This is a genomic window from Streptomyces sp. NPDC005393, from assembly GCF_040606675.1.
Taxonomy (GTDB): Bacteria; Actinomycetota; Actinomycetes; order Streptomycetales; family Streptomycetaceae; genus Streptomyces.
Genome location: NZ_JBEXFG010000001.1, coordinates 268,798 through 295,095, shown reverse-complemented (window position 1 = coordinate 295,095; position 26,298 = coordinate 268,798). Strand labels below are relative to the sequence as shown.

At 65.3% G+C, this 26,298-nt stretch carries 26 protein-coding genes, 1 tRNA gene and 1 pseudogene; 4 read left to right on the top strand and 24 right to left on the bottom strand.

The genetic code is table 11. The features are described from left to right. Positions 1-83 precede the first annotated feature (83 nt). From ABZS71_RS01470 to ABZS71_RS01455, 4 genes and pseudogenes are all read right to left on the bottom strand, one after another. Positions 84-1,376, bottom strand: a complete 1,293-nt coding sequence (locus tag ABZS71_RS01470; RefSeq protein ID WP_356206576.1) for a homoserine dehydrogenase — start codon at positions 1,374-1,376, stop codon at positions 84-86. A gap of 95 nt (positions 1,377-1,471) precedes the next feature. Further along, the gene (gene lysA, locus ABZS71_RS01465) at positions 1,472-2,863 is read right to left on the bottom strand and encodes a diaminopimelate decarboxylase (protein ID WP_356206574.1); all 1,392 of its coding nucleotides are present in this window, start codon (positions 2,861-2,863) and stop codon (positions 1,472-1,474) included. 19 nt (positions 2,864-2,882) lie between these two features. Next, complete coding sequence (gene nrtL / locus ABZS71_RS01460) at positions 2,883-3,875, bottom strand: ArgS-related anticodon-binding protein NrtL (RefSeq protein WP_356206571.1); 993 nt, start codon at positions 3,873-3,875, stop codon at positions 2,883-2,885. A gap of 495 nt (positions 3,876-4,370) precedes the next feature. Further along, a pseudogene (locus ABZS71_RS01455) lies at positions 4,371-4,851 on the bottom strand (response regulator). 176 nt (positions 4,852-5,027) lie between these two features. Here ABZS71_RS01455 and ABZS71_RS01450 point away from each other — a divergent pair. Beyond that, positions 5,028-5,099, top strand: a tRNA-Arg gene (locus ABZS71_RS01450). 275 nt (positions 5,100-5,374) lie between these two features. Here the strand turns inward: ABZS71_RS01450 and ABZS71_RS01445 are convergent. The 9 genes from ABZS71_RS01445 to ABZS71_RS01405 form a co-directional block, all read right to left on the bottom strand. Further along, positions 5,375-5,710 carry a hypothetical protein gene (locus ABZS71_RS01445; protein ID WP_356206569.1) on the bottom strand — a complete coding sequence of 112 codons (336 nt, stop codon included), beginning with the start codon at positions 5,708-5,710 and terminating at the stop codon, positions 5,375-5,377. A gap of 133 nt (positions 5,711-5,843) precedes the next feature. Further along, a complete protein-coding gene (locus ABZS71_RS01440) occupies positions 5,844-7,226 on the bottom strand; it encodes a site-specific integrase (RefSeq protein ID WP_356206567.1) in 1,383 nt (460 codons plus the stop codon). Beyond that, positions 7,223-7,435, bottom strand: a complete 213-nt coding sequence (locus ABZS71_RS01435; RefSeq protein ID WP_356206565.1) for a helix-turn-helix domain-containing protein — start codon at positions 7,433-7,435, stop codon at positions 7,223-7,225. The genes ABZS71_RS01440 and ABZS71_RS01435 overlap by 4 nt, the downstream gene beginning before the upstream one ends. After that, the gene (locus tag ABZS71_RS01430) at positions 7,425-8,795 is read right to left on the bottom strand and encodes a replication initiator (RefSeq protein ID WP_356206562.1); all 1,371 of its coding nucleotides are present in this window, start codon (positions 8,793-8,795) and stop codon (positions 7,425-7,427) included. The genes ABZS71_RS01435 and ABZS71_RS01430 overlap by 11 nt, the downstream gene beginning before the upstream one ends. Next, entirely contained in the window at positions 8,792-9,052 is a 261-nt protein-coding gene (locus ABZS71_RS01425; protein WP_356206559.1) for a hypothetical protein, read from the bottom strand. The genes ABZS71_RS01430 and ABZS71_RS01425 overlap by 4 nt, the downstream gene beginning before the upstream one ends. Before the next feature lie 104 nt (positions 9,053-9,156). Next, on the bottom strand, positions 9,157-9,447 hold the full coding sequence (locus ABZS71_RS01420) for a hypothetical protein (protein WP_356206557.1): 291 nt from the start codon (positions 9,445-9,447) through the stop codon (positions 9,157-9,159). A 35-nt stretch (positions 9,448-9,482) separates the two neighbouring features. Continuing rightward, positions 9,483-9,677 (bottom strand): hypothetical protein, encoded by a 195-nt coding sequence (locus tag ABZS71_RS01415; RefSeq protein ID WP_356206555.1) that lies wholly within the window; start codon positions 9,675-9,677, stop codon positions 9,483-9,485. 13 nt (positions 9,678-9,690) lie between these two features. Further along, on the bottom strand, positions 9,691-11,010 hold the full coding sequence (locus ABZS71_RS01410) for an FtsK/SpoIIIE domain-containing protein (RefSeq protein WP_356206553.1): 1,320 nt from the start codon (positions 11,008-11,010) through the stop codon (positions 9,691-9,693). Then, the gene (locus tag ABZS71_RS01405; protein WP_356206551.1) at positions 11,010-11,360 is read right to left on the bottom strand and encodes a hypothetical protein; all 351 of its coding nucleotides are present in this window, start codon (positions 11,358-11,360) and stop codon (positions 11,010-11,012) included. Before ABZS71_RS01405 ends, ABZS71_RS01410 begins: the two co-directional genes overlap by 1 nt. A 204-nt stretch (positions 11,361-11,564) precedes the next feature. Between ABZS71_RS01405 and ABZS71_RS01400 the strand changes: the two genes are divergently transcribed. Further along, positions 11,565-12,305 carry a GntR family transcriptional regulator gene (locus tag ABZS71_RS01400; protein ID WP_356206548.1) on the top strand — a complete coding sequence of 247 codons (741 nt, stop codon included), beginning with the start codon at positions 11,565-11,567 and terminating at the stop codon, positions 12,303-12,305. A 316-nt stretch (positions 12,306-12,621) separates the two neighbouring features. On the opposite strand, the gene ABZS71_RS01395 is transcribed toward ABZS71_RS01400, so the two are convergent. The 4 genes from ABZS71_RS01395 to ABZS71_RS01380 form a co-directional block, all read right to left on the bottom strand. Then, positions 12,622-13,401 (bottom strand): hypothetical protein, encoded by a 780-nt coding sequence (locus ABZS71_RS01395; protein WP_356206546.1) that lies wholly within the window; start codon positions 13,399-13,401, stop codon positions 12,622-12,624. 87 nt (positions 13,402-13,488) lie between these two features. Further along, on the bottom strand, positions 13,489-15,033 hold the full coding sequence (locus tag ABZS71_RS01390; protein WP_356206544.1) for an AAA family ATPase: 1,545 nt from the start codon (positions 15,031-15,033) through the stop codon (positions 13,489-13,491). Then, on the bottom strand, positions 15,034-16,665 hold the full coding sequence (locus ABZS71_RS01385; RefSeq protein ID WP_356206542.1) for a restriction endonuclease subunit S: 1,632 nt from the start codon (positions 16,663-16,665) through the stop codon (positions 15,034-15,036). Then, positions 16,662-17,990, bottom strand: coding sequence for an N-6 DNA methylase (locus tag ABZS71_RS01380; RefSeq protein ID WP_356206540.1), 1,329 nt, complete (start codon positions 17,988-17,990; stop codon positions 16,662-16,664). The genes ABZS71_RS01385 and ABZS71_RS01380 overlap by 4 nt, the downstream gene beginning before the upstream one ends. A gap of 803 nt (positions 17,991-18,793) precedes the next feature. Here ABZS71_RS01380 and ABZS71_RS01375 point away from each other — a divergent pair. Then, positions 18,794-19,396: a hypothetical protein gene (locus ABZS71_RS01375; protein WP_356206538.1), complete on the top strand. Its 603-nt coding sequence runs from the start codon at positions 18,794-18,796 to the stop codon at positions 19,394-19,396. Between the two features lie 62 nt (positions 19,397-19,458). Here the strand turns inward: ABZS71_RS01375 and ABZS71_RS01370 are convergent, their stop codons facing one another. The 5 genes from ABZS71_RS01370 to ABZS71_RS01350 all read right to left on the bottom strand — a co-directional run bounded on the left by ABZS71_RS01370 (position 19,459) and on the right by ABZS71_RS01350 (position 21,984). After that, a complete protein-coding gene (locus ABZS71_RS01370; protein ID WP_356206535.1) occupies positions 19,459-19,818 on the bottom strand; it encodes a hypothetical protein in 360 nt (119 codons plus the stop codon). Between the two features lie 328 nt (positions 19,819-20,146). Next, positions 20,147-20,599, bottom strand: a complete 453-nt coding sequence (locus tag ABZS71_RS01365; protein WP_356206532.1) for a hypothetical protein — start codon at positions 20,597-20,599, stop codon at positions 20,147-20,149. A 231-nt stretch (positions 20,600-20,830) separates the two neighbouring features. After that, complete coding sequence (locus ABZS71_RS01360; RefSeq protein WP_356206530.1) at positions 20,831-21,130, bottom strand: hypothetical protein; 300 nt, start codon at positions 21,128-21,130, stop codon at positions 20,831-20,833. Between the two features lie 4 nt (positions 21,131-21,134). Next, positions 21,135-21,434, bottom strand: coding sequence for a hypothetical protein (locus tag ABZS71_RS01355; RefSeq protein ID WP_356206528.1), 300 nt, complete (start codon positions 21,432-21,434; stop codon positions 21,135-21,137). Beyond that, positions 21,427-21,984 (bottom strand): bifunctional DNA primase/polymerase, encoded by a 558-nt coding sequence (locus ABZS71_RS01350; protein ID WP_356206525.1) that lies wholly within the window; start codon positions 21,982-21,984, stop codon positions 21,427-21,429. The genes ABZS71_RS01355 and ABZS71_RS01350 overlap by 8 nt, the downstream gene beginning before the upstream one ends. Positions 21,985-22,380: 396 nt before the next feature. Here ABZS71_RS01350 and ABZS71_RS01345 point away from each other — a divergent pair, with 396 nt between their 5' ends. Next, a complete protein-coding gene (locus tag ABZS71_RS01345) occupies positions 22,381-23,634 on the top strand; it encodes a hypothetical protein (RefSeq protein ID WP_356206850.1) in 1,254 nt (417 codons plus the stop codon). Positions 23,635-23,659: 25 nt separating this feature from the next. Here the strand turns inward: ABZS71_RS01345 and ABZS71_RS01340 are convergent, their stop codons facing one another. Together ABZS71_RS01340 and ABZS71_RS01335 are read right to left on the bottom strand one after the other, a co-directional pair. Next, entirely contained in the window at positions 23,660-24,592 is a 933-nt protein-coding gene (locus tag ABZS71_RS01340; RefSeq protein WP_356206522.1) for an aminoglycoside phosphotransferase family protein, read from the bottom strand. A gap of 973 nt (positions 24,593-25,565) precedes the next feature. Further along, positions 25,566-26,297: a hypothetical protein gene (locus ABZS71_RS01335; protein ID WP_356206883.1), complete on the bottom strand. Its 732-nt coding sequence runs from the start codon at positions 26,295-26,297 to the stop codon at positions 25,566-25,568. Position 26,298: the final 1 nt, after the last annotated feature.

Here is a 26,298-nt window from a genome sequence, read left to right as displayed (position 1 = left end):
TCCTTTACTCCCCTGCTACTCCCGGCCCCGCTGATGCGCGGTACGCCCGCTGGGCACGTCGCTCCACCCGCTCTCCACCGGGCCTACTCGCCCTCGACCCGCATGATGCTGGCGACGTCGCGGACGGTGTCGAGCCTACGGAGCGCCTCGACGGTCGCCGACAGCGCGGCGTCGCTCGCGCGATGGGTCACGACGACGAGGGACGCCTCGCCGTCCTTGCCCTGCTGGCGGACCGTATCGATGGACACCCCATGCTCGGCGAAGACTGTCGCGACCTGCGCGAGAACTCCCGGCTTGTCGGCGACGTCCAGACTGATGTGGTATCGCGTGATCACGTCGCCCATGGGGCTCACCGGAAGCCGGCTGTAGGCGGACTCCCCCGGTCCGGTGGCGCCCGCCAGCTTGTTGCGGCATGCGGCGACGAGATCGCCGAGGACGGCCGATGCGGTCGGCGAGCCGCCGGCCCCCGGCCCGTAGAACATCAGCTGACCGGCGGCGTCGGCCTCCACGAAGACCGCGTTGTACGCCTCGCGCACGGACGCGAGGGGGTGGGTCAGCGGGATCATCGCCGGATGCACCCGCGCGGTGACGGACCGGCCGTCGGCGGCCCGCTCACAGATCGCGAGCAGCTTGACGGTGCAGCCCATGCGCTTGGCGGAGGCGATATCGGCTGCGGTCACCTCGGTGATGCCCTCACGGTGCACATCGTCGAGGGTGACCCGGGTGTGGAAGGCGATCCCGGCGAGGATCGCCGCCTTGGCGGCGGCGTCGAAGCCCTCGACATCGGCGGTCGGGTCGGCCTCGGCGTATCCGAGGGCCGTGGCCTCGTCGAGCGCCTCGCTGTAGCCGGCCCCGCTTCCGTCCATCCGGTCGAGGATGAAGTTGGTGGTGCCGTTGACGATGCCGAGAACGCGGTTGACCTTGTCGCCCGCGAGCGATTCGCGCAGCGGCCGCACCAGCGGGATCGCACCCGCGACCGCGGCCTCGTAGTACAGGTCCGCGCCGCGCTCCTGGGCGCCGGCGTGCAGGGCCGCGCCCTCCTGGGCGACCAGCGCCTTGTTCGCGGACACCACGCTGGCGCCGTGCTCGAAGGCGGTGGTGATGAGGGTGCGGGCGGGCTCGATCCCGCCGATGACCTCGACCACCACATCGATGTCCCCGCGTTTGACCAGGGCCATCGCGTCGGTGGTCACCAGCTCGGCCGGCACCCCCTCGCGGACCCGCCCCGGCCGCCGCACGGCGATCCCGGCCAGCTCGACCGGGGCCCCGATGCGCGCCGTGAGATCGTCCGCGTGCGTCGTCATGATGCGCGCCACCTCTGAGCCCACCACTCCACAGCCCAGCAGCGCCACTTTCAGCGGACGCGTACGCATCATCCGACCTCGCTTCTCATCCATCTTGGTGGTGCACCAGTCTCATGCACTGGACGGAATTTCCTATCCCAGGTCCAGTATCCGAGATTTATTTCTCGCTAGCCGACATCGAGCCGCAGGAGATCTTCCTCCGTCTCGCGCCGGACGATCTCGCGCGCCTGTCCGTCCCGTACGGCGACGACGGGCGGACGGAGCGCGTGGTTGTAATTGCTCGCCATCGAGCGGCAGTACGCGCCGGTGGCGGGCACGGCGATCAGATCGCCGGGCGCCAGGTCAGCGGGCAGAAAGGCGTCCCGCACGACGATGTCGCCGGACTCGCAGTGCTTGCCGACGACGCGGGAGAGCATCGGCTCGGCGGTGGAGGAGCGGGAGACCAGCGCCACCGAGTACTCCGCGTCGTAGAGCGCGGTGCGGATGTTGTCGGACATCCCGCCATCGACGCTGACGTACGTCCGCAGCCCCGGCAGCTCCTTGACCGTCCCCACCTCGTACAGCGTGAACGCGGTCGGCCCCACGATCGCCCGACCCGGCTCGACCGACAGCCGCGGCACGGAGAGCCCGGCGCCCGCGCACTCACGGGTGACGATCTCCCGCAGCGCCTTCGCGATGTCCCGCGGCTCGCTGGGGTCGTCGTCCGAGGTGTACGCGATGCCGAGGCCACCGCCGAGGTCGATCTCGGGCAGCTCCACCCCGTGCTCGTCGCGGATCTCCTTCAGCAGCCCGACGACGCGGTGGGCGGCCACCTCGAAACCGGACGTGTCGAAGATCTGCGAGCCGATGTGCGAATGGATGCCGATGAGCTCCAGCCCCTCGAGCTTGAGGGCCCTGCGGACGGCCTCGGCGGCCAGCCCGCCCGCGAGCGGAATCCCGAACTTCTGGTCCTCGTGCGCGGTCGCGATGAACTCATGCGTATGCGCCTCGACGCCGACGGTCACCCGGATCTGCACCCGCTGGCGCCTGCCGAGCCGCTGGGCGATGTGCGCGACCCGCACGATCTCCTGGAACGAGTCGAGCACGATCCGCCCGACCCCGGCCTGGACGGCCCGCTCGATCTCCTCCGCCGACTTGTTGTTCCCGTGCAGCGCGATGCGCTCGGCGGGCATCCCGGCGGCGAGGGCCGTGGCCAGCTCCCCGCCGGAGCAGACGTCGAGGTTGAGCCCCTCCTCGTGCAGCCAGCGCACGACGGCGCGGGAGAGGAAGGCCTTGCCGGCGTAGAACACATCGGCGTCCTCCCCGAACGCCTCGCGCCAGGCGCGGCAGCGGGCCCGGAAGTCCTCCTCGTCGAGGAAGTAGCCAGGGGTCCCGAACTCCTCGGCGAGCCGCGTGACGGGGATCTCGCCGACGACGGCGACGCCCTCGGCGTCCCGGGTGACCGTGCAGGACCAGACCCGTGGGTCGAGCTGATTGAGATCCGCGGGCGGCGCGGCATAGTGCCCCTCGGGAAGGACATCGGCGTGGCGGGGTCCGGCGGGGTGGGCGGAACGGCTCATGCTGTCTCTCTCACACGTCTTACAGATGATCGGGGGCGCTGATGCCGAGCAGGTGAAGGCCATTGGCGAGCACCGTGCCGGCGGCCTCGGCGAGGGCCAGCCGGGAGCGGTGAACGGCCAAGGGTTTCCGCTCGCCGCGCGGGAGGGGCGGACACGCGTCGTGGAAGCGGAAGAAGGCGTCGGCGGTGGCTTCGAGGTGGCGGGCGACGCGGTCTGGGGCGCGGTGGCGGGCGGCGGCTTCGATCGTCCGGGGGAAGTCGGCGAGAAGGGCGAGCAGGGCGCTCTCGGCGGGGTGGTCATAGGACCCCGGGTCGGCCTCCATCCCAAGATCGCTCGCGTTCCTCAGCAGGGCCCGGGCGCGGGCATGGGCGTACCGCACCCGGAAGAGGGGATTGGCCTCACGCTGGGAGAGGAGGTGGGCGGGGTCGAGATCGGGGAGGTCATGGCCGGCGGGCCGGAGCAGCGCCCAGCGGGCGGCATCGGACCCGAGGCGGGTGAGGAGGGCTGCGGCGGAAACCCCGGCACCGCGCACGACCGGCACATCCCCTTCCAGAACCTCTCCCCCACACGCGCGGACAAGCCCCCGAACAACATGCGCGACGAGCGCCCCCCGAACCTCATCGGACTCGGCCACCCGAACCCGCACCCCCGCAAGCCCGTCCCCGCGGCCGTAGTCCCCGCCCTGGGAGCGGACGGTCCGCACGAGCTGGGCATGGGAGGTGGCGTCGAGGGTGATGTTCAAAAACCCGGGCGCGGCGATGTCGACGCGGGCGATCCCAGGCGTACGGACGAGCCGCCTCCGCAATATCTCCGCGATGCGCAGCGCCGCCCCGTTGTCCCCCCCCTGCCCCTGGGCCAGCCGCAACGCCACATTGGTCGCGTAATCCCCACACCCAGGCCGCGGCGGCGTCCGCACCGTGACCCGCTCCGGCACGGCGACACTCAGCTCGTCGTCCTCAACGGCGCGACGCACGGTGTGCAGCACAGTGCGGGAGAGCTGGGCGGGAGTCACGGGACAAGCGTATGGGAGGAGGGGGGTGACTCCGCGAACCGGTTTCGCCCTTCGGACGCGCATCGCCTCTGACCCGACCGCACCGGCCGCGGCCGATGGCATGCGGGCCGGGGGATGCGTCTGCCGAGTGCGGCCCCGCGCGGGACACCCCCGCCGGGCACGGCCCCACGGGACGCCCCGGCCGGACGCGGCCCCGGAACACCCACGCTTCCGGCCGCGCCTGGGGTACCCCTCCAAAAAACGGTTGATCTGGCGCAAGCACCACATCAACCGTTTCCCAGGAGGCACCCGGCCCGGCGGACGGCGACGCGGCGCCACGGGACGCCCCATGAAAGGCGACAGGACACCTCTGCCAGATGCGACCCCACCGGGACGCGGCCCACCGCCCACGCACGCACCGAAAGTGATCGCGCCGAACGGTGACCGCATCGGACGTGATCGCGCCGGATGGTGATCGCACCGGATATGGGCCCCACCGGCCAACAGGGCCACCCGCTAGCCGGTGGGCCCCACAACCGGCTCGGCATCACCGGGCGCCGCCGCCCCAGCAGCCCCTCGCCTCATCAGCCGCCGTACGAGCTTCACCAGCTCGGCGGGCTCGAAGGGTTTCGCCAGGAAGGCATCGACTCCCAGAGCCTTCGCGCTGTCCACCTCGTACTGCGTACACCCACTGATGATCGCGACGGGCACATGACACGTACGAGCGTCAGCACGCAATCGGGATGCCGTATGCAGCCCATCCAGTCTGGGCATCACGACATCGAGAGTGATCACATCGGGCCGCACCTGGTGAACGATCTCCAGGCACTCGGCACCATCGGCCGCGGTCACGACCTCGAAGCCCTCCAGCTCGAGGTTGACCCTGATCAGCTGCCGGATGACCTTGTTGTCGTCGACGACAAGGACCCGGCCGGACAAGCCAGGCACATCCTGAAGAGTAGGCGGGCGGCCCCGGCCGCGTCCGGGTTTTGCCCACTTCCGCCACGTGCGGGGGACCTTTCCCCCAGACCCCTGCGCCGCCACCTCCACATGCGGTATATACCCCTCCGCTCCCACCTCCCCCTCCCCGCCCGCGGGCTCCCGATAAGCGTTCATGGCCACCCGGATCGAGCTGGTAGGGTTCTACCCGTCGCCGCAATCAGCAGCGACAACGCCCCCGTAGCTCAGGGGATAGAGCAACGGCCTCCGGAGCCGTGTGCGCAGGTTCGAATCCTGCCGGGGGCACTTCGCGTGAAGTGCCTAAAGACCCCGCCACCAGCGAGTTTGCTGAGTGCGGGGTCTTGTCGTATGTGCAGGCAGATGCCGCCGGAAGCAGCAATTTGCCAGTGATCACGTAATGGCGACGTAATGATCTTGATGACGTCGTGCCAGGTCAGAGCATCTTTTGCGAGGCCCTGAGCGTAGCCCTGTGGACCACCTGTGGACAGGCCGGAGCCCCGGACCACTCACGACCCGGGGCTCCGACATGCAGTCGATCTCGTCGAAGACGTCGTTCGAGGTCAGATCGAAGAGTTGTTGATCTGCTCACGGGTCAGCCGCACAGGCTCACCGGTCGCGTTGTCGAACCGGCGCCGCACCAGAATGCTGAACCCGAGATCATGCAGAGCCATCTCGGCGGCATTCGTGTTCGCCGGGTCCTGTCCCTTCAGCGCGTTCCGCACGAGCACGAGTGCGGGGACGTTCTTCCCGCCGACCACCGCGAGCACGTCGTACTTCTCGTCTTCGGACGTATGCAGGGCAGCAACAGCGACGTCCGCGAGCGTAAGGACGGCATAGGTACCGTCCTTCAGACCAACGCGGGTTGATGCAGACGTGCTCATGTGTTCGGGGGCCATGGCGTCTCCTCAATCGGACCTGGCGGGATCGTTCTCCGGCCGTATCGGCCAGGAGGCTACACGCCTGACAGCAGGCCGAAGCCCCGGACCACTCAAGTCAGTCCAGGGCTCCGTATGTGATCAGGTCCTTGCGTCAGTCCGCCGTGTCCTCCCCGAGTCCCTGCATGATCCGGTCGTTCATCTCCTGTTCCTGGCCGTCGATGCACTTCGCGTAGATCTTCAGAAGGACGTCCACCGAGTGGCCTGCCCGAGCGGCGACCTCTGGCGCCGGAACGCCCGAGTTGAGCCACTGGGAGACTCCCGCATGCCGAAGGTCGTAAGGGCGGAAGGCCAGAACCGACGACACCTGATCAGGGACGAGCGCGAGTTCGCGAGCTTGCTTCCACGCCCGCGAGTACGACGAGGCAGCGATCACGTTGCCCCGCTCGCTGGCGAACAATCGGCCGTCTTTCGCCATACCGAAATCCGCCAGATGCTCGCGGAGCAGCCGCACCAGCGGGGGCGGAATCGGCACGATGCGTACCTCACCATGGGCCCGTTGCTTCAGACCGCGCCGATCGTGCGCCTCCCCGGAGTCCGTCCACGACTTCCCAGCAGTGGGCCGGGTCTCCGCCAACTCGATTCGACCCCAGCCCGACTCTGGAAGCGTGCAGTCGGAGCGGCGAAGGCCCAGGGCCTCCCCCGGCCGCATCGCCGCGTAGTACAGGGACCCGAAGAACGCCCGCAGTCGCCGGCCGCTCGCCCGGTCATAGCCGCCCACATACGTGAGTGCGGTCAGTAGCTCCCGAGCCTGCCGAGGGTTGACCACCACCCGGCGGTCAACTTCCTGCAGGGCCCGCTTGCCCCGCTTACGCCGTACTCGGCTCAGTGGGTTGGACGGGAGAAGTTCCAGTTCCACCGCGTATTCGAGGACGTTGAAGACCACGGCGCGTCGCCGCCGGTACGTCTGGGTCGCCGCAGGCTTGCCGTCCAACCTACGGCCCAGCGCATCGATCAGGTCATGCACCCGGGTGATCTCCTGAAGTTCGGCCACCGGCAGCGACGCCTTCTCGACCCACTTCACCGCCGTGGCAATCTCCTCCGGCCGTTCCCGCTCTCGACGAGGAACCGGCAGGACGTACGAACGCAGGGCCCGCCGCAGTACCTCCGGCCCAGGCCGCCCCCGTCCCGGCTTGACCAGGATGGGAACGACCGTCGCCAGTGCGTCCGTCATGCTGTCCCGTTGCTTGGCCGACGCTTCCGCCCACCGGGCATCCACGTACTTCACCGCCAGGTCCAGGAACGACAGGGCAGCTTTACCGCCGCGCAGCGAATCGGGCAGGCCGGTCACGGTGTCGAACGGTTCGCCCTTGTCCGCCGCCCTCAAGAGCTGAGACCTGAAGCGGTCGGCCAGTGCCTTGGTCTTGTAGGACTCGTGGAACGGCTGGCCGTCCACCGACCAGCGGACGAGATGGGTCGGCTTCTTCGCCGAGCGGTTGACGCTGAGCTTCCAGACGACGACCTTGTACGACTTCACGACGCCGCCCCCTCCGCCCGCTCCTCCAACCACTCGTCGAGCACGTCACGACGGACCCTCAGCTCCCCGTTCGGCAGCCGGATGCAGGCCGGAGCGAGCCGCAGTTCCCGCCAGCGGTAGAAGGTCCGCCGAGAGATGCCGCCGAGTTCGTCGAGCACCTGCCGGACCGTGAGCAGTTCGGCCGGCTTCGTGCGGCTGTCACGCGCCATGGAGACCACCGCCCTCCCGTACCGAGGCAGCCAGGAGAGCCGCTTCCGGCGAGTAGCCGCGCCCCGCATACCGCCACTCGCCGACCGTGACCGTGGGGTAGTCGGCCAGACCGAGAGAAGCCCGCTGCTGCTCCGCGCGATGTTCGACACGCGCCCGCCGGAGCGCGGTCAGCGTGGTCGAGTACCGGCGCGACTTGGTGGAGAAGTGGCCGCCATACCCGAGCATGTGGGCCCAGCGACGCAGCCCGAGCGGCTGGAACTCCGGTAGTCCGCCGAGCCACCAGCACGTACTGATCATCCGCAGCACATGAGCGCGCACCGGCAACATGACCATGTCCCGCGCATGATGAATGCGACCGTCCACCGCGCCGGCGGACTCCGCACCCTTGGTGGCGTACTTGGCGATGTAGCCCGCCACGGAGGCCGGGGAAGCAGGCCTCTCCCCCGCGTCCCGCCGGTACGAGGTGACCGGACGTACGTCGACCTGGGCGCCGAAGCGCAGTGCCCGCGGGCCGATGACGCCCACGCCGGGGGCGTTCAGCCCCACGCGTCCGACCACCGCCCGTACGGTGTCGACCAGGAGCGGCACGGTTGCCCAGCAGGGCGGATGCGAGTCGGGTCCATCCGGCCCGTCGAGGCGGATCACGGCATGGAAGTGGACCAGGCCCCGCTGTTGGTACTCGGCGACTTTCGCGTACGAGAGTCGGGCGACTTCCCCGAACTCGGTACGGGGCAGTCCGGCTCGGCGCGCAACCTCCCGCCGCAACTCCAGCCCGAAGCGGTGCCAGAGCCGACCGGCGAACGCGTGCCAGAGGACAGCCCCCGCGTAGTCGTAGCAGCGTGGGCAGAGAGGTTCGCCGAGACGAGGGTCGTCCGCCGAATGCCGCTCCCGGCATCCGACCGGAGTCCCGTGCGGGCAGCGGTCCCCTGCCCGACGAGGCCGACAGGGCGGCACGCGTCCATCACGTTCACGGCGGGTGTGAACCGGGCCGAACCCGGGGGCGGTGAGCGTGGCGAACACCCGCGGGTGACCGCTCACCGCCTCCGGGACGTTCTTGCCGCCGACGAGGCCGGCACGGACGAGTTGGTACGTGTCCGCCCGGTACAAGGCCGAGCACGCCGGGCAGACCGTCGCCCGCCGGTTGCCGCACGCAGTGAGCAGGCGACCGCCGTAGATGTCCGAGCCGTAGGAGAGCAGGGCGGCGCCGGTCGTCGTGTCGTAGACGGTGGCCGCACCGACCAGGTGAATCGGGTTGGTACAGCCACCGAGGCGGACGATGCTCCGGCGCCAAGCCGCGAACTCCGGCTCCGACGCCCTGGTGACAAGAGCGGCGACGCTCTGCGGAAGGTGGGTAGTCATCGGCGACCACCCCCGTTGCCAAACGCCTGCCCCATCACGGCCGAGATCCCTTCCGGCCGAGTCTTGGCGCTGAAGCGGAGCGTCGGGTCCGTGAGCCAGACGGCCGCCGCGTGCGCGGGACACAGCCACTGTTCGGTTCCGTCGAGTTCGACGAGGACGATCTGTTCCCGTCCGGCGCAGGTCGGGACCTGCGCGTCGTGCTGCCTGAGGTCGCAGGCGAGCGACGGGGATTTGCGCGAATGATGCGCGGTGGACAAAGTGTGGGTGCTCCTTTCACTGCTCATATGGCGGATGGAGTGGGTTCCTGACGGGGTCGGGTTTGGCGACTTCGCGCCCCGTCGGGAGCCCTTCGTACGGGCGATCACTGCCGTTCCTCGGGAGGGATCCCGACAACGCTGTACGAGATCGGGCCGAAGTCACGGCGTGCGTCGAAGTAGCCCCGGCCGATGTCCTCCGCCGGCACGCCGAGCGGAGCGGCGACGGACTCCACACCGTCGCGGCGAGCGGTCGAGTCGGAGGCGTCGACCAGGACGACGACGGACGCGTGACGCGGTACGACGACGGCGGGATTGGCGGTCAAGAAGTCGACCAGCTCCCGCAGACCGGCCAGGAAGGCGGCGCGGTCACCGGAGCGGATGACGTAGTCGGACACAGGAAGTCCCCTTGTCGGGTCGGTGGTGAGGCGTTTCAGAAGCGGAGTTGGCCGAGGAAGCCGTTCACGCCGTCGAGGAAGGCTTGAACGAACGGTGCGGCCACGGTCCGGGCGAGCAGAAAGCCGAAGGCTCCGCAGAGCAGCGCGTCGGCCCACCTGAGGTACCGAATGCGCAGGAGGAACCAGATCAGCAGGCCGAGCAGCAGAACGGCCGACATGGACACCAGCACGGCAGTCCCCCTCTCACAGCGCTTCGACGCGGAGCTCGGACAGAACGGGAGTCAGGTGCGCGTACTCCGCGGCGACAACTTCCGCCTCCGCTTCCGTGATCAGATGGGACCGGGCGCGTTCCCAGCCGTCGCCGGAGGCGAGGACGGCCGTACCGGCCTGCTCAGGGGCGATGGCCTGCGCCGCCTTCAGCGCGTCGGGGTTGAGGTCGCCGAGCGCCATCTCCGCCGTACCGGGGTCGGCCACGCGGTGACACACCCGGCCGCCCAACTGCGCCCGCAGAGCCGTGACACCGGGTCCGAGGTCGGAACCGACGCGCTGTCCGGCCACAACGAGGAAGACACCCAGCGCCGCCCCGAGCTGGGCCAGCCGGATCAGCGCCGTACCGGCCGCATGTGCTACGTCCTTCTCGCTCCGGCTCGCCACGAGGAAGAGCTCCGCGATTTCGTCGACGATGACGACGACGGGGACCGGGCGTTCCTTGTCAGGCAGACCCCAGATGTTCCGGACGCGGGCCGCCCGGCAGAGGGCCATCCGGTCGAGGGTCAGGTCGACGAGAGCGGCCAGCAGCCGGACGGCTTGCTCTCGGCTCGTCGCAAGGGCGGACAACCGCGGCTCGTAGAGAGACAGTTCCATGCCGCCCTTGCAGTCGATCCCGACCAGGGCGACGGATTGCGGGGCGAGACCCGCCACGAGTGCGTTGATCAGGGTCGACTTGCCGGAGCGGGTGGCGCCGACGATCAGCCAGTGAGGCACGCGCCGCAGGTCGACCACCCACGCGGCCCCGGTCTCCAAGGCGCCCACGGTCACCCGGAGCAGATGGCCGGGCCCTCGCTGCTTCGGCACCCGAGGATCGGCCAATGGGTCGGTCGCCGAGGCGACGATGCGCACGATCCCCGGCTTCCAGGAGGTCACCCGCACCGCGTGCACCTGCCAGTTCTCCGCCATGGCGGGCGCAGCTTTGACGAAGTGCTCCGGCACCTGCCCCGGCAACAACCGCACGAGGAGCGCGAAGCCGCCGGAGGTCGGGCGTATGAGCCCCATCCGGGGCACCCGCGGCTGCGGCGGAGGCGCCCCTTTGCCGACGAGCCCGGACACCACGGTCAGCGCCAGCCGACGACTCACGGCGAGCCCGCAGCCAGCCATCAAGGGCCGCCAGGTCTGCACGGCCCGGAAGGCCGCGGCCGGGAAGCCGCATAACAGCCACCAGGCGACGGGACAGCGGCGGCGCAGGGCCGGGCCTGCCAGAAGCAGACCCGACACCAGCACTGCGGCCACCACCAGAACCCAGCTCGGCCAGGTCTCACCGGCCGAAGCGGCGGAGGCCGGCTTCATCACTGACTGGCCCCCTTACCTGCCGGGGTGGCGGGAGCGCTCAGGGGCCGGATCTCCGCCGCGCGGAACGCGATCCCGTGCCGCCCTTCGTTCTCCCACGGCGTGGCGACCAGGTCCCGCACGGCCACCGGCATGCCGAGCTGCACACCGGCCGGCTCACCGGCCACGCTCACGTTCACGACGTCGGCCGACGCACCCGCCATCAGGCAGAGGCCGACCTGGTACACGGTCTTGCCCGTGTCGCGGTCAACGCGAAGCTGACCGGTCTCACGGTTGGCGACCCGCGGGGCCGGGGGCACGGCGCAGATGATCCCCGTGTACTTCGCGGTGTCGATCGGAAGGGTTGCCACTTTTCAAATCTCCTCATCTCAGGCACCCGGAGGCCATTCCTCCGGGTTGCTAGTCCACCCGTAGTACGGGTGCACGGACAAGGTTGGCCACCCGTAGTACGGGTTGTCAACCGCCTTCGCGTGGGAGAAGCTAGGTCCGTCCGCGGGCGGTTACGTTCCACCCACGGACGGAAGAAGCAGTGACCACGGCCGTGGAGGGCACGCATGCCGCCGAAGAACACGCAGCCGAAGTACCGGCAGATCGCCGACTACCTGCGCGAAGGCATCCTGGACGGCACCTTCGCTGCCGGCCAACCACTGCCTTCCGAAGAGGCGTTGGCGAAGCAGTTCGGCGTGACGCGCCCCACAGTCCGCCAGGGCCTTAGCGAACTCCGGGCATCAGGTCTCGTCGAAGCCATCATGGGCCGCGGCACCTTCGCTCGCTCCCCCCACAGCCGCCCCAGCCACACGCGCCCGCGCGGCGTACGCCGAACCACAGATGGCCGCTACGTCGAAGCGGACGGCATCCGCTGGACAGATGCGGAGCCGCCGGTAGCTACCCGCACCGACGCTCCACTGGCCCTGGCGGACCTACTCCGCATCCCGCCGGGCGAGCCCATGTTCACGTACGACGCGTTGCAGACTGCGGACCATGGCCGCCTTCGCCAACTCCACAGGACATACGTCCCGTTCTCGGTGCTCATCGACACCAAGTACGAGGAGGAAGCTCCGCCGCCGGCGCCAGAGCTCTACACAGCGCTGGCCGACCTGGGCTACGAACTCCACTTCACGGAATACATCCGCACCCGCATGCCTCTACCCGATCAGGCTCAAGCGCTACGACTCGCCGACGGGGTCCCGATGCTCCACGTCATCCGCGTGACCCTCACCGAGTCGGACAAGCCCCTCGCCCTTGAGGAGTTCCACCTCCCAGGCGACGAGCTAGAACTGTCGTTCCGGCTGTAGCACGAGCCGAGTTGGCTCAGACTTTCTCTACGTCATCAAGGCGGCTCGCTCCGCTCACCGCGCTTGGCCCGCCAACCGAGCCAAGCTCAGAGCAGTCAGCCACCCAATGCCAGCGAAGGGATGCGTCGCGGCTGGGGCGGTCGGCTCCACGGCTTTAGCCACCTCCCCAGTCAGGGTCCCGCGTCGAGCAAGACCAGGGGGCCACTCGTGCACATTGCGGGCAGGTCCAAAGCCTGCCCGAGTTGCCAACTAGCGTACGGCCCCCTGATCATGCTCGACCCCAGACCGGGCAGGCCACCGGCCAAACCCGCTGCGCCTATGAAGCTTCAGCAATGAGTTTCGCTGAGGGACTACTAACGCGATAGCCCCTGACAGCACACTTAGCCACCGCCGAGTAGGGCGCGTCTTCCTTCTTCATCCGCCTAAGAGCATTAATTGACTCATGGAAGACGCTTCGCGCCATGACATCTTGAGTCGCTTTATAGCTCACAAGCGCCTCATCTGCCTGATCACACATCTGAAGCACCTCTAGGAAAATACGCTTCCGCGCTTCAATGAGCCTTACGTGATCTAGATGATACAGATTACGCGACACAGCTACCCGATCGGATACATTATCCTCCAGGGCTTCTGCGTCAGGATTCACCTTCACTTGGCCCGTCTCATCGAACCATATAGCGGTGATGTCGAACTGATCGCAAGGATCGAGAAGCATCGGAATCTCGACCGATATTGGAATTAAATAACTGTCCGCCCTGCGCGAGCCGTCAGCCAAGGGGAAAAAGTCGGCCTTACCTCCGGTGGTCCCACCCTCTCCGTGGCGCCGGCTATTACAGAAAGTACAGGCAAATCTGTAATTACGTACATCGAAGGCCAACCACCAGTACCCCTCCTTACTCTCCCCGGAAATTCTTCCCTTCGGCCTGAAATGATCAACCGCGTTGTCCGACCTGATATCAGCCGTCTCGCAATACCAGCACTTCTGATGTCCAACGGCTGCCAAGACTCCCTTGATACTGCGCCAGAGTTCCTCGTTATCGTCGATAATCTTCTTCCGCGCCGTCGCACCATTGGCCCCCAACAACTCATCGGTCACACTCTTCGCCTTGGCCTTCCACCCTTCCGGAAGACGCGCGATCACTTCCTGCCGATCAATGAAAATCAAGAACCGCCCCCGACAGTACTAGCCTTCCTGCTCTTCGATCTCATTCAATAGCGCCACAGCGTCTTCGAAGTTCTCCTCTACTTCCTCCCGTGTGAAAGAAAGACGACGCTGCGTGGTATGACTCGCCGATTTAGCTTTGAGATAGGCGTGAAACTCCGGGTCCCTGTCTTCCATCAAAAGACCGAGATGCCTAAGCTCATTACCGAGTTGATTTAGCCTGTCCTGCTCCTCGGAAGTCAATTGGTCGTCAGGACGAGCCGACAGCAGTCGCTTCTCATCTAGCTTGTCGAGCGTCTCGAGGTCGAGTTGAGACCTCAACCCGTAAACGTCACTCGTTAGAAGCGCTCCGACTCCCATTCCTTGAGGGTCCTCCAACGGCTCCACGGCGCTTATACGCCCGTCGGCATGCCGTTCAAGAATGCGAACGTCCTGCCTGAGTAGGCCGGCTACAACGAGCGGGTCATGGGTTGCCATCAGAACCTGACAACCGTCGTCAAGCCCACCAAACTCGCCGAGGAACTTCCGGTATTGCACGCTCCAGGCCGGGTTCAGATGTGTGTCAGGCTCATCCAGCAGAAACAGGGATTCTTCCTCTCGCGTGAATCTCATCAATCCAAGGACAAGAAGAAGCTGCTGCTCCCCCTCGCTCAACTCCCGGAATGTGAGAGGAGAGGATGACCTACTGGTTCTCACCCTGATGCGTACGTCATGGATGAGTTCGGAGATGTAAGTACTTTCGAGGGCTTTGAAGAAGTCCCCGTTACTTGCGTAGGCAGCTCTAAGCTCTTTGGCCTCCAATAGACCCTCAAGGTAAAGGTAGAGGTGCTCCGTTTGCGAGGATCGGGCCAACCCCGTTCTCACCTTGCGTTCCAGCCTCATTGGCGCTAGTGAGAGACGGTAGAGGCGATCGAGTAAGGCCCTAACCGTGCCACGCGCGTTCCAAAACCGTTCATCGCCGTTCTTGCCAGGCCATGAGGGCTTCTGCATCTCAAAAAGCACCGAGTCCAAGCCTTCGATACCCAGATGGTCACGCAGCAACCGCAGGACTACAGGGTCATCATCTAAGAAGAAGGCCAGGAGAACAAAGTTTGAGTGCACATTACGTGCATAGAAAAGAGGCCGCAACGGCCTCTCGATGCCGTCAAGGAGATCCTTGTAGAAACGCTCCTGATGAGGAATGAAGTGCTCTTCAAGCCGATTGCTCGGCCCGGAGTAGTATCCGAATACATGCTGGGGGCGGTACCCTCGACCATCTTCGCCTGAGAACTTGGCGAAACTCATTGAGCGGCCATTCACACTGCATTTAACACTGTGGCCGGTTCGAGACCGCTCCGAGGAAATGGAAACTGCATTTCCTTTGATGAGATAATCCAACTCGAACGAAAAGTCAGGCCGCCGCCCGAGGTCAAGGTCACGAAAAATGATTGTTAAAGCCTCGAGGAGATTGGACTTTCCGCTGCCGTTACGTCCCACTAGTACGGATACGGCGGCATTTTCGTCGAGTTGGATCTCGAAGTCTTGCAGGTTCTTGAACGACTCTACTTTCACACGTGTGATGCGCATCTATTCTGCCACCGAAATCTTGACATCCGTGTCGTTCGGTCGTGCTATTTCAAGCTGGCGCAACTGCTTCAGCTCACGCAACGCGGCGTAGAAGCTATCAACGGCGCTATCGGCAAGGGAAAGCTGCCGGAATAGGTGTTCTGGATCCAAAGGCCCCGAAGCCTCTTGCAGCACGGCTAGGATCTCTTCCGGACTGGTGCTGGATTTGAGACTAATCCGCTTGCTCCCATTCTTGCTGGACCGCGGCGACCTAGAAGCAGGCTTCTTACGCTGCTTTGAAGCTGCTTCCTTTACCTGGGTCAGGATCAGCGATGACAATTCCTCACTCTCGTCGCCCGCTGTCCTCTGTGTAATCCACCTGGCCATTTCTCCAAAAGCACAGGATGCGGTGAACTCACGCTCCAGTGCTTGGAGCCGGCCGACGGCGCTTTGCGCATCCCTGATGACGCTCTGGTGTGCCGAGGTCACCTCATTCAAGGCTTCGGCGATCTGACGTTGAGTACTAAGATCCCGTACTGGTACAGGCAACTGCCTGACATCGCGCAGATTCAACCCAGGCATGTCGATACCGCGCAATCGACTTCGAAGCCACTCTTGTGCAGCCGAGCTTGATAGCCAATGCGCTAGGTAGTCGCTATCCACATGATCGCTGGGTCTTATCCGGGCAGTTCCCTGAGTGATATTTGCCCCGCTGAGCTCTTGCGGTACGACGGCAACACGCAGACTGCGGATGATCCCAAGTAGCACATCACCCGGCTTCAGCGATGACCTCTTATATCGCTGAGCGATCGATTGTGATGTCTTCCTAAGTTGATCCTGCAGAATAAACCCGTCTTGCAAGTCCTGGCCGCGAACATACGGAACGCCTGAACCATCGTCAATGTCAGGCCCGGGTTGAAGAATCCCATAGACAATGGGTGAATCTTCAGCTACAACATCTGCCGCTTGTTGCCAAGTTATCCGCGTTTTCGGATCTGACTTTCCAGGCGCTCCAAGCTCCGCGCCCTCCAAGATGAGGATGTTTCTCGCCGTCCCCGGAAGGCCGGTTGCTGTGTCAATGATGTTACTCATCGCCGCGAGAGCGGCGTCGATGGAACTCTGTATGTCGCGGGCGCAATCAATGATTGCCTCCTGAGTAATTCGGGGAGGCAATGGGAAAGGTAGCTCTTGGAAGCGCCGAAGTCCGAGGTGAGCGATATTGGTAGTAGCCTTGGCAATCTCTGTGAAAACACCTGAGTGCTGGTAAGCCCTGAAGACCAGAAGCGCAAACTCTGGCAGAATTTCACGGTGAGCACGGAACCTAATAAGCGTGTTCTGGAAGTAGAGCTCCTCAGGTTCGGATCGATACATCGCCGCTCGCCCTACCAGCTCACGACTCTGCCCCTCACATAGGAGAATGTCTCCGTCTACAAGCCTGTACTTCTCTCTAGCATCAGTGTCGAAGCTCATTGTTGCTAGGTCCTGCAGATCCAGCGCGTCATCACGAACGTTCGCAACACGCAGATAGTTCCTTTGATCATCTGCTGGGCCGCTTGTAGTCTCTGGTGAACGTTGTTGGCCAACCAGAGTCTCGCCGGCTTCTTTAACCAGGCAGAAGCGCCATGCAGCAGGGAAAGCATCTGGAATTATCATCGCCCGAGTGCCTCCCCTTCGCGGTCCTGGAAGTGACGCGTAAGAATCTTCTCAATCTCAGAAATTCCAGACAACGCGCTGTCGAGTTCCTCGCGCAGGCTTCTGGTGTCATCGAGAAGCTCTGCAATACTACTTGAACCTGCCGACCTATCAGTAGATTTCACGTGCGCGAAGTCGAGACGATCACCACGCGCGATGAGTTCTTCACGCGTTAGCCGCTTAAATCGATCCGTTTCAATCCGAGGGCTTTTCCCGAACGCATCTGCACCATAGGCTGAGATGAATTCGTTCAAGTCACTAGCCAGTAGCTGCCTTCTCTTGCCGAAGCTCGTCTGGCCCGAACGCAAGTCATAGAACCACGTTTCTTCAGTGGTGCCATCGGCGCAAAAGAATAGCACTGAAGTTTTGACGCCGGTCGCGTAAAAGATGCCTGTCGGGAGACTCAGAATGGTATGGACTCTGTAGCTTTCCAGAAGCTTGGTCCGTACAGCTGCGGCCGTCCCTCCCTCGAACAGAACGTTGTCAGGAACGACAATCGCAGCACGCCCCCCCTTAGCCAGGTTCTGATAGACGTGCTGCAAAAATGCCAACTGTTTGTTCGAGGTTTGGTACTCAAGCCTCTCGTTCTGCTCCGCAGTTAGAGCACCCTTTGCACCGAAGGGCGGATTCGTGAGGCAGACTGAGTAGCCGTTCTCGCCCACATCGTGATGCAAAGCATCACCGAGAATAATCTTCCCCTCGAGCCCGTGCAGCAAAAGATTCATGAGCGCCATACGCTGCACGTCCCGAACCAACTCAATGCCAACCAATTTAGGAGGCGAAATGTTGCGGGCCGCAGCACCCAAGCCTGCGGCCACCAGGAACCCACCGGTGCCTGCGGCAGGATCGTACACAACGTCGTCGTTACTCGGCGCAGTGACATGAACAAGTGCCTCAACCACTGGTCGAGGCGTGAAGTACTGGCCGGCACCGTAACGAGACTCCTGCGCGTTCTTCTGAATCAGCCCTTCGTAGACGTCACCAAGGCCATTTTGCCGCGCTCGATACCAGTCAATATCCTCGATGCCCTGGACTAGCTGCATCAGGGATTCGCCGGAATTGATGCCTGTCTTCGAATCCGCAAAGATGGTTTTGACGACTTCGTCGTCAGCCGCACCGAGATTCTTCAGCATCTCGGCGTATCGAGGGAGAATGTCTTCAGGGGCACTTTCGCTAAGCTCAACCCAGCGACAGTTGCGCGGAATTCTATTTTCCATCTCAAGTTCATGAGCAAGCTTGAGGAAAAGCAAATATGTAAGTTCATTCAAATATTCGTGATAGGTCACACCTTCGTTTCTCAGCACTCCGCACAGAGCCCAAAGCCTTCGGGTCACATCCGAAGTGTCTTGCATGGTCGCATCCTTAGGTTGGTGGCGACCCAGCCTACCCAGGAGCGCCCCCTCCGTGTGTGTCTGACGTAAGACCGACGTATCGCCTTGCAGGTGCTTGGCCTGGCGTCTGGCGCAGTCTGTGAGCCGGTCGGCCACGATCGGCGCCACCCTCAGCCTCCGGAGCAGTCGCAGTGCCGGAGCGAGCGACTGCCCAGCAGGCAATACTCCTGGGCATTCAGACAGCCACACGGTGATCGGTCTCTGGGTAGTGCCAGCCGAGCACATAGCAGTGCACCTCAAGCGCAAGATGTTGCGACCTGCCAGCCGCGGGGTCGTGGGCGACCCGCTGCACGCCGCCAGCGTCGTAGAAGACGAGCGGGCCCTGAGTGTCTAACTGGGTGACAAGGTCGACACAGAGGCAACCACCTGCGAAGGTCAGTGGACGTTCGCAACAGGTGAGGGGCACCCACCCAAGTCAAGGTCCCACCAAGTTGCTTCGCGACGAAGCGGTTACTCGGTTTCGGTGCTCCGCGTGACCGATGAAGCCCCTGCATGTCCCAAGTGCAGGCAGCCTCATGCAGTCCGGCGGCCTGGTCCAGGGAGCGGGCGTACCAGGCGGCCGAGCCGCCCGCGTCGGGGCGGACCGCACGACCCCGTGCGGCCGTCGCCATGCTTGCAAGATCACTGTGTGGCTCCTGGGAAGTCACGGCTCAGCAACAGCCGCCCCTATCCGGAATGGCGCCGGACACGCTGAGCCTGTGAACCTGGACGTTAACGCGCTCGTCAATCTCGTCGGCACTCTTGGTGCCGTTGCACTTGGGGCCTGGCTGAGCGCCCGATACAGCTCCCGCGCCGCCGCTCGCACCGAAGAGAAGGCGGAGCGCGACGCCCTGGGAACGCAGTTCGAGGCCATAGTGGTAGCCGTCGCTGGGCTCCGCGCTGCCATTGACGCCGATAAGGTACTGCGCAGCAGCTGGTTGGAGGGGCTACGCACCTTCGCCCTGGCCACCGTGACGGGCCTCGCGCCAGCTGCTTTCGTCAGGGGATCCGAACGACGACAGATCGCCGCCGCCATCGGTGGTGCTGGTTGGTACCTGGCTCTGGAGCGCGAGCGAATGAAGACCGCGACAGCCAGCCTCGTGCCAAAGTTGGAAGCCGTAGTCGCTGCCGCGGCACCTTTGATGCGTCATCCAAATGAAACGGTGCGAGAAGCGACGGAACGCTTCAGGGAGGCAGTGTTCTCCTACCACGAGTCGAGGAATGCAGCGCAGCTCGAAGCAGCAAGCTATGAGTTTGGTGCAGCAATCAGAGAGGTCCTCTATCCGACCGCCCAGCGCCGTCTGCCATGGCGACGCCGCTAACCTGGTTGAGACCGACAGGCGGAGGCGGCCCCGGACGCCACTCGGTTGCCTAGCCGACGGACTCAAGGATGCTTGCCGTAAACCTCGTACTCAGGCGAGTCGTTCGCGCCGTCGGTACAGCCCGCCATCCACGTGGTTCGGTCCGCCACATCGTTGGGCATCTGCTCGCCGCACTGCTGGCGGACCCAGTCCTGTGACGGTTTGTCCCATCTGCTGCATTTCAGGATCCGTTGAGCAGTGTCGGTGATGCTGCCGTCGGTACAACCTGCATCGACGGGGGGCGGCTCATAGTCCCCAGCGATCTTCGCCCCGCCATCGAACGCGTCCCAGTAGATATCGTCGCGAGATGCCGACGTCGAACATCCCACCACAGTGAGTAGGGCCAACACTGGCAGCGTTGCCCCAACATGAAATCGCTTCACTTGCCCCCCTTATGGCGCACGGATCGTAGCGCGAGCCGTGACGCACACTGAAGACGTGAAGCGCTGTAGCCGGGAGTCGTGGTGAAAGCGGCCTACCCCACGAAGTCACCGCTTCCCCGTTCGGCCAGTCCAGGGCCTTAATCGGCCGCTACTGCTAACAGCTTCCCGAACGTTGGCGCAACTGGGGTGGTCTGCTGACCGTCCGGGCTGCGGCGCTAGGGCGCCGGTCCCGGCCGAGCAGCAGACCACCTGATTGGTCTTCGTTACGGAACAGGCCGTAGCACAGTTGGTGAGCCAACGTGGTTCCAGTCGTGGCGAAGGCTGGCGGTTACTCTGCCGTGCCGTCTCCGCCTCCGCCGCTGATCCGCCGCCACTCCTGCGCGTCTGACTCGAATATCTCGCGGGCCTGGGTGAGGAGGAGCTCCATGTCCGCCGTGCTCTTGCCTTCAATTTCCACGGCCCGGTCGCCGAGTTCGATGCGGATGCGCGTGGCCTGATGTCGACCAGCGATGGCGTCGATGGCAGTCCGTAGGGTCATCCAGGCCCCGCTGTCAGGGATCATCAGGGCAACGATCAGCAGGTGCCCCGGGTCGATGCCGAACTCGGCGCCGTAGCTGGCCTCGGCCCCGTGCTCTTGGAGGCTGGCGAGCAGTGCGGGGGCGAGGCTTGGGGTGGTCCGTAGCTTGACTTCGCCGAAGGAGCCCCCGGGGTCTACGCGTATCCGTAGGGTGTCCCCGTCTGCGGGCAGTGGCTGAGGCATGGAGTCGTGGCCGCTCGTCATGGACGGAGGGTAGCGCTGAAAGGGATGTTTGGGCTTTATGTGCCGGTGAGTTCCCAACTGGCAGCAGCGCCGAGTCCGAGGATGGTGTATTAGGGGCCGGCATGCACGCGTTGCCCTGGCGTGTCCGCGGGCTCCCACAGCCACCACGTCGGAGTCTCGCGAGTATCCGCTGAGCAACTGGTGCCGCCGCCGAACTTTGTGGAAAGCTCTTAGGGAGGAGCGTCTCTCTGTTCAGCGCAGCGCAGTCGCCGAAGAGCGCGCTTCACGATCCCTCGCTTCCAAGCCGGTCTGGATGAGCCGTGCCAGGAGCAAGGCTGCTTCAGGGCGCACCGTGCCGAGCCGGACCAGGCCGTCACCGCGCACATTCACGTCCGCTGTGAGCCCCGGGAAGTCTGCCTCCAGCCCCAGCGAGACGAGTTGTTCGGCGAGCCGGTCGGCACCGCGTCGAGCCTCGCCCCAGCCTCGGACATAGCTCACGCCGGCCGTCAGGTTCTCGGCGCGTGGGGCGACGACTCCGCGTCGGTCTGTCATGAGGTCACTCCCCCGGTTCGCGGTCAGTCTCGGTGTCGAGGCGAGGCGCGGCAGCGCTCGCCAGGGCCAGGCGCAGCAGCTCGGCCAGGTGCTCGGCAGTCGCAGGTGAGACTCGGCCCAGTTCGACCAGGCCGTGGCCGAAGGCGTTCAGGTCGGCCCGCAGGTACGGGAAGTCGCGCTCCATGCCCGCGCTGATCAATGCGTCGCGGAGGGCCGTTGTCGCGTCACGAGCGGCGTACCAACCGTCGCTGTCCAACGGGGACCAGCGCGCTGCGTCAAGGCGGCCGCGGGATTCCTCATGCACCGGAAGTCGACTCCTCCGGGTAAGCCGCCATGGCGTCAGCGGCGGAGCTGAACCGATCGCCGTAGCGGTCGACACGTGCCAGTAGCTCGGCGGCTGCGACAAGCACTGTTGCCAGGGCAATCGGACGGAGCGGATTGGCCTCTGGACGCCGTACCGGGGCGCGGAGCCATTCGTAACGGTCGCCGCTCAGAGGCATGGGACCCGGAACCACGACAACGGATTTGAGACCGAGGTAGCGGTACTCCGGCGGCTGGCTGGTCTCACGCCTGAGGAAGTAGGTGAACCAGTCGCGGCTGTTGGAGTTGAGGAAGAAGCCGGCCCTGCGGGCCCGGTGGTCGACCATGACCGGGCCGCATGGCAGCTCTCGGCGGCACATCTGATCGAACGTCTCCAGGCCGAGCCGCTGTTCCACCGACACCACGTCGAAGAGGCGGCCGGCCGGAATCATCGACGGGCTACGCGGGTCGTCCGCCCAGAGCGCCCGGCACATCACCGGGTCGTCCGCCGCTGCCGACAGCCACTCGATGCCTCTCCTTGTCATCGTTTGCACGTCTTCTTCCCACCTTGGGTCGGCTACCCCACGGCGCCTGCGCCGCAGTGGGTTCAGAGTCGCTGGACCGGCATTGACCAGGGCAGATGACGACTGGTGATGGGGGATGACGTGTGGCGCGGAGGCCCGTCACCCCCCGTCGTCCCGAAGTGGTGGCGACAAATCCCGTTCGCCGCTGCCAACGGGGTTGTAAATCACGTACGTTCGTGATGGTCAAGGACCACGCACCACCCCCTTTGCACTGCCACGAGGAGGGAAAGGCCGTCTCCTATGGACCCCGTCAGCGAGCGTTTACGCCGGGCTCGAACCGAACGCGGCTGGAGCCAGTTGCGATTGGTACGTGAACTGCGCAAGGCCGCGGCCAAGCGCGGTCACCAACTCCCCACCGACGACAGCATCAAGCGGCGCATCGCGAGCTGGGAGAACGGGCACAGCGTGCCGGACGGGTTCTACGGCGCGCTGCTCGGGGACGCATACGGCGCCAGCCCACATGAGCTGGGGCTGGAACACAACGGCAGAGAGGACGCCGCTCTTCTGGACGCCAGCTACCCCGACAGCCCTGACGCAGCGATCAACACGGTTGACCGGCTGTGGAGCGCCGACCTGAACCGGTACGAGCCTTTGTTGCAGTCCGAGGCGTCCGAGCCAGCGTGGAACGAAGCGTCCTTACGGTGGTTGGTGGCACCGGAGCCGGCGCCCCGATCCGGTCGCCCGGTGGGGCTGCGTGTGGGGCTCGGAGACGTGGCAACGGTGAAGACCACGGCCGACATGTTCGCCAGACTCGACGACCAGTTCGGCGGCGACCACGCTCGGCGGTCCGTTATCCAGTACCTCAGTGCCGAGGTGGTTCCGCTGCTGCGCGGCGGCTACAGCGACGCCGTGGGGAGGGCTCTCTACTCCACCGTGGCGGAGGCGACCCTTCTCGCCGGCTGGATGTCGTACGACGCCTGCCATCACGGACTCGCGCAGCGCTACTTCCTTCAAGCCCTCCGGCTGGCCCAGGACGCCAACGATCGGCGCCTTGCCGGAAGCATCCTGTCGGCGATGAGCCACCAGGCCACCTTCCTCGGCCGCTACACCGAGGCAGCGACGCTCGCCCGTGCCGCCCTGATGGGAATCTCGGCGGTGGCGACGCCGACGCTCCGGGCCCAGTTCCATGCGATGGAGGCTCGCGCGCTCGCCCGTACAGGGGATGTCCGAGGGTGTGAAGGAGCTCTGGCGGCGGCGACGCGAGCGCTGGAGGGTAGGAACAGCGACGACGAGCCCGAGTGGATCGCCTACTTCGATGAGGCGGAGTTGGCTGCGGAAGCGGCGCACTGCTTCCGCGACGTCAACAGCGCGAGGCAAGCCGTCGCCCACGCCGAGAACGCGATGAGCGGCAGCCACGTGCGGAGCGACTTCTTCGCCACGATGGTCCTCGCCGACGCCCACTTACGCGCCGACGACATCGAGGAGGCCTGCCGGGTGGCGGTGGATGCGCTGGATCTCGGGGAGAACTTGAAGTCCGCACGATGCGTGAGTTACCTGGCCGAGTTCCGGGCGAATCTGCTCGCGGCAGGGGACAACGCGGTGTCCCAGGCGTTCGCGGAGCAGGTAGGCGAGCACCGGTTGTGGGTGGCAGCCGCGGCCGGTGGTCCTGCCGCTCGTTGAGTCGGCAGGCGGTGTCCGAGGTTGTTCAGAAGGCGCCCCACGTGTCCCGGCCCTCACCGGTCCGAAGGGAGTGCATGCGCTTATGGAACTCGGCCGCGAAACGCTCGCTCGTCGTCACCTGGTGCCCGATCCACGCCACCATCATCAGTTCGCGGAGGTCCGCGAGGGTTTCGTAGCCGGGCCAGTTCATCAGGTCGAAGCCATATCGGTGGACGAACTCCGCATACTCCTCGCGGGTGTGCCACCCGTACCGCTCGTAGTAGATCGCAGTGAGGATCAGGTCCCACTCACGCGGGGCCAGGGCGAGGCCATCGAGATCGATCAGGACGGCGTGGCCGTCGCGGTGACGGAGGACGTTCCCAATGTTGGCGTCACCGTGGATCATCCCGAAGGGAAGGACGAAGTCCAGGCGGTCGTACTCCTTGGCCAGCTCGGCCGCCCGGCCCTCCAGGAACTCTCGGTCCCGGTCTGAGATGCCGTCCAGGCCCGCCAGGGACGAGGCCAGCTTGGCGTGTGGGTCGAAGTACGGCAGGCCCATGGATTCGGGCTCCTCCAGCCAGTGCAGGCGCTTTAACAGATCTGCAAGTTCGCCTACCGTGGCGTACTCCTCCCGCTCCTGGACGCTCTCCCAGAAGGTCACGACCCTGCCACCGACGACCACAGGTTGGGCGGTGTCCCGCGGAACGCGCGCAGCCGGGAAGTTGGACTGCTCCAACCAGCGGGCGACGTCTACGGCTCGTTCCATCTCAGGAAGGAGGGCAGGGTCACGAGCAATGCGGACGATCACCGGTTCCGAGACCAAGCGGTACACGGCGTTGGAGCCAAGGCGGAGCAACTCGGCGCCGGTCGGGTCGAGGCCGGCGGAGCGGCAGGCGTCTCGGAGGACTGGCGCCGTACCCCCGGCCGTGAACCCCGTGTCGCCGCCGTCTTCCCACCCGCCGTCGCTGCCCGAGATCATGTGACCGACCATACGGGGCGCATCCCTACGCCGACAGGTCACCTGCGCAATGGGGACGTAATGATCTTGGTTAGCTGCCCGGCGTCAGGCAGCTCCGGCGCAGGTCAGAGGGGTGTAGGCCCAGTGAGCTCACCTGGGCTCCGGAGCCGTGTGCGCAGGTTCGAATCCTGCCGGGGGCACTCGCCAGTCAGCCAGCAAAAGTCAAGCTCTGACCAGGGCGGATGCCGACAGAAGAGGGCGGGAGTCAGTCTCACTGACTCCCGCCCTCTCTCGCTGTCTCTCAGCGTTCGCGCACCATCTGCGATACACACGACACAGCTCCGACGCACTTGATCCATCAAGATCCCCTTCTCAAGGAGACGGCGTGAAGCGCCTACTCATCGGGACTGTGCTGGCTTCGATCAGTGTCCTCACAGCAGCAGGATGTTCAGCATCTCGGGAAGACACCTACTGGGACGCGTTCGACGTTGGCGTCCAGGCCGCTCAGGACTACCGGCCCCCGCCCAAAGGTCCAGAGTGCACCGACGGGAGCATCACGGACACCGCGGAGTACCTCATGTCGTGCACCGGCCCAGAAGCCCCTTCGCAGGCCACGATCCATGAACAGTGCGGTGAGCAGATGCCCGATGACGTCAGCGACCGGGCTATCTGGATGGAAGGTTGCACCGATGGAGCGAACAATTCGCCGAACTATGAAGCCTACGGAAAGCACCCCTAGGGTCTCCATAAGGGCTGTCCCGTAAATATAGTGCGCGGCTCAGCGGCATCGAGACCTCCGACCGTACGGTGGCGGTCGCCGAATCCCAGACATAGGTGACTTCCTGCTCGGCGTCGTGCAGCGCCCGGCCGTGGCCCGCTGACCGCGCCGCGGCCGGTGTTCGCGCTCAGATCGCATTCTGTGACGCCGCCGCGAAGCGAATGGAGTCATCGCCAGCAAGGCCTAGCTCCACGCTCTTTTACCGCCGAGGCCAGCTCACGGCGTCCATAGTGGGGAAACCCGGCGCGGTGTCGACGAGTCGGCCAGCAGCGACGTCACGCCCCCGGGAACACCGAGCCTCCCCAAAGCCCAGTCGAGCGAGGCAGCTTCGGCATGGCACATTCTGGCAATCAGGTTCGTCTGGTCAGGCAGAATGATTCTCCGCGGGATCACGATCGTCTCGCGGACCCGGTCGAGGGGCAGCCCCCGTCGGAACCCCTGCGCGGCTGGGCGGAGCGCGTCCTCGTCCAGCGGGAGCGGCAGGCGTCGGCGGGCCGCGTTCGAGACGATGATCCCGGCGACGTGGACGTACTCCCCCAGGACTGGCCCGAGCAGGTCTGCGAGCGCGTCGGTCTTGGCAGCGAGCGACATGTCGGCGAAGGGCATCGGGAAGTGGAAGAGGCCGCTGTGGTCCTCCACCCAGATCCACGCGGTGCCCGCTCCCTCCGTCTTGGCGCATTTGCCTCGCACCTTGCCCAGGAGCCGCTTGCCCTGGTCGCTCTCTACGGTGTCCCCGGTCAGGGTGGTGCCCTGGGGAGCTGTTCCGGGGTGGACGGTCAGCCGCCTCCCGGCGTTGCTGAGGACGTCGACCGCGGCCTCCGAGGCCGCGCACTGTCGGGCGGCCTCCTCGGCCCGCTTCTTCCACGTCTCGAAATCGTTGCCGTTGAGGAGTTCGGGGAAGTCGCCTTCCCAGTAGATGTCGCCCGATCCCGCAGGCGCGCCTCTCATA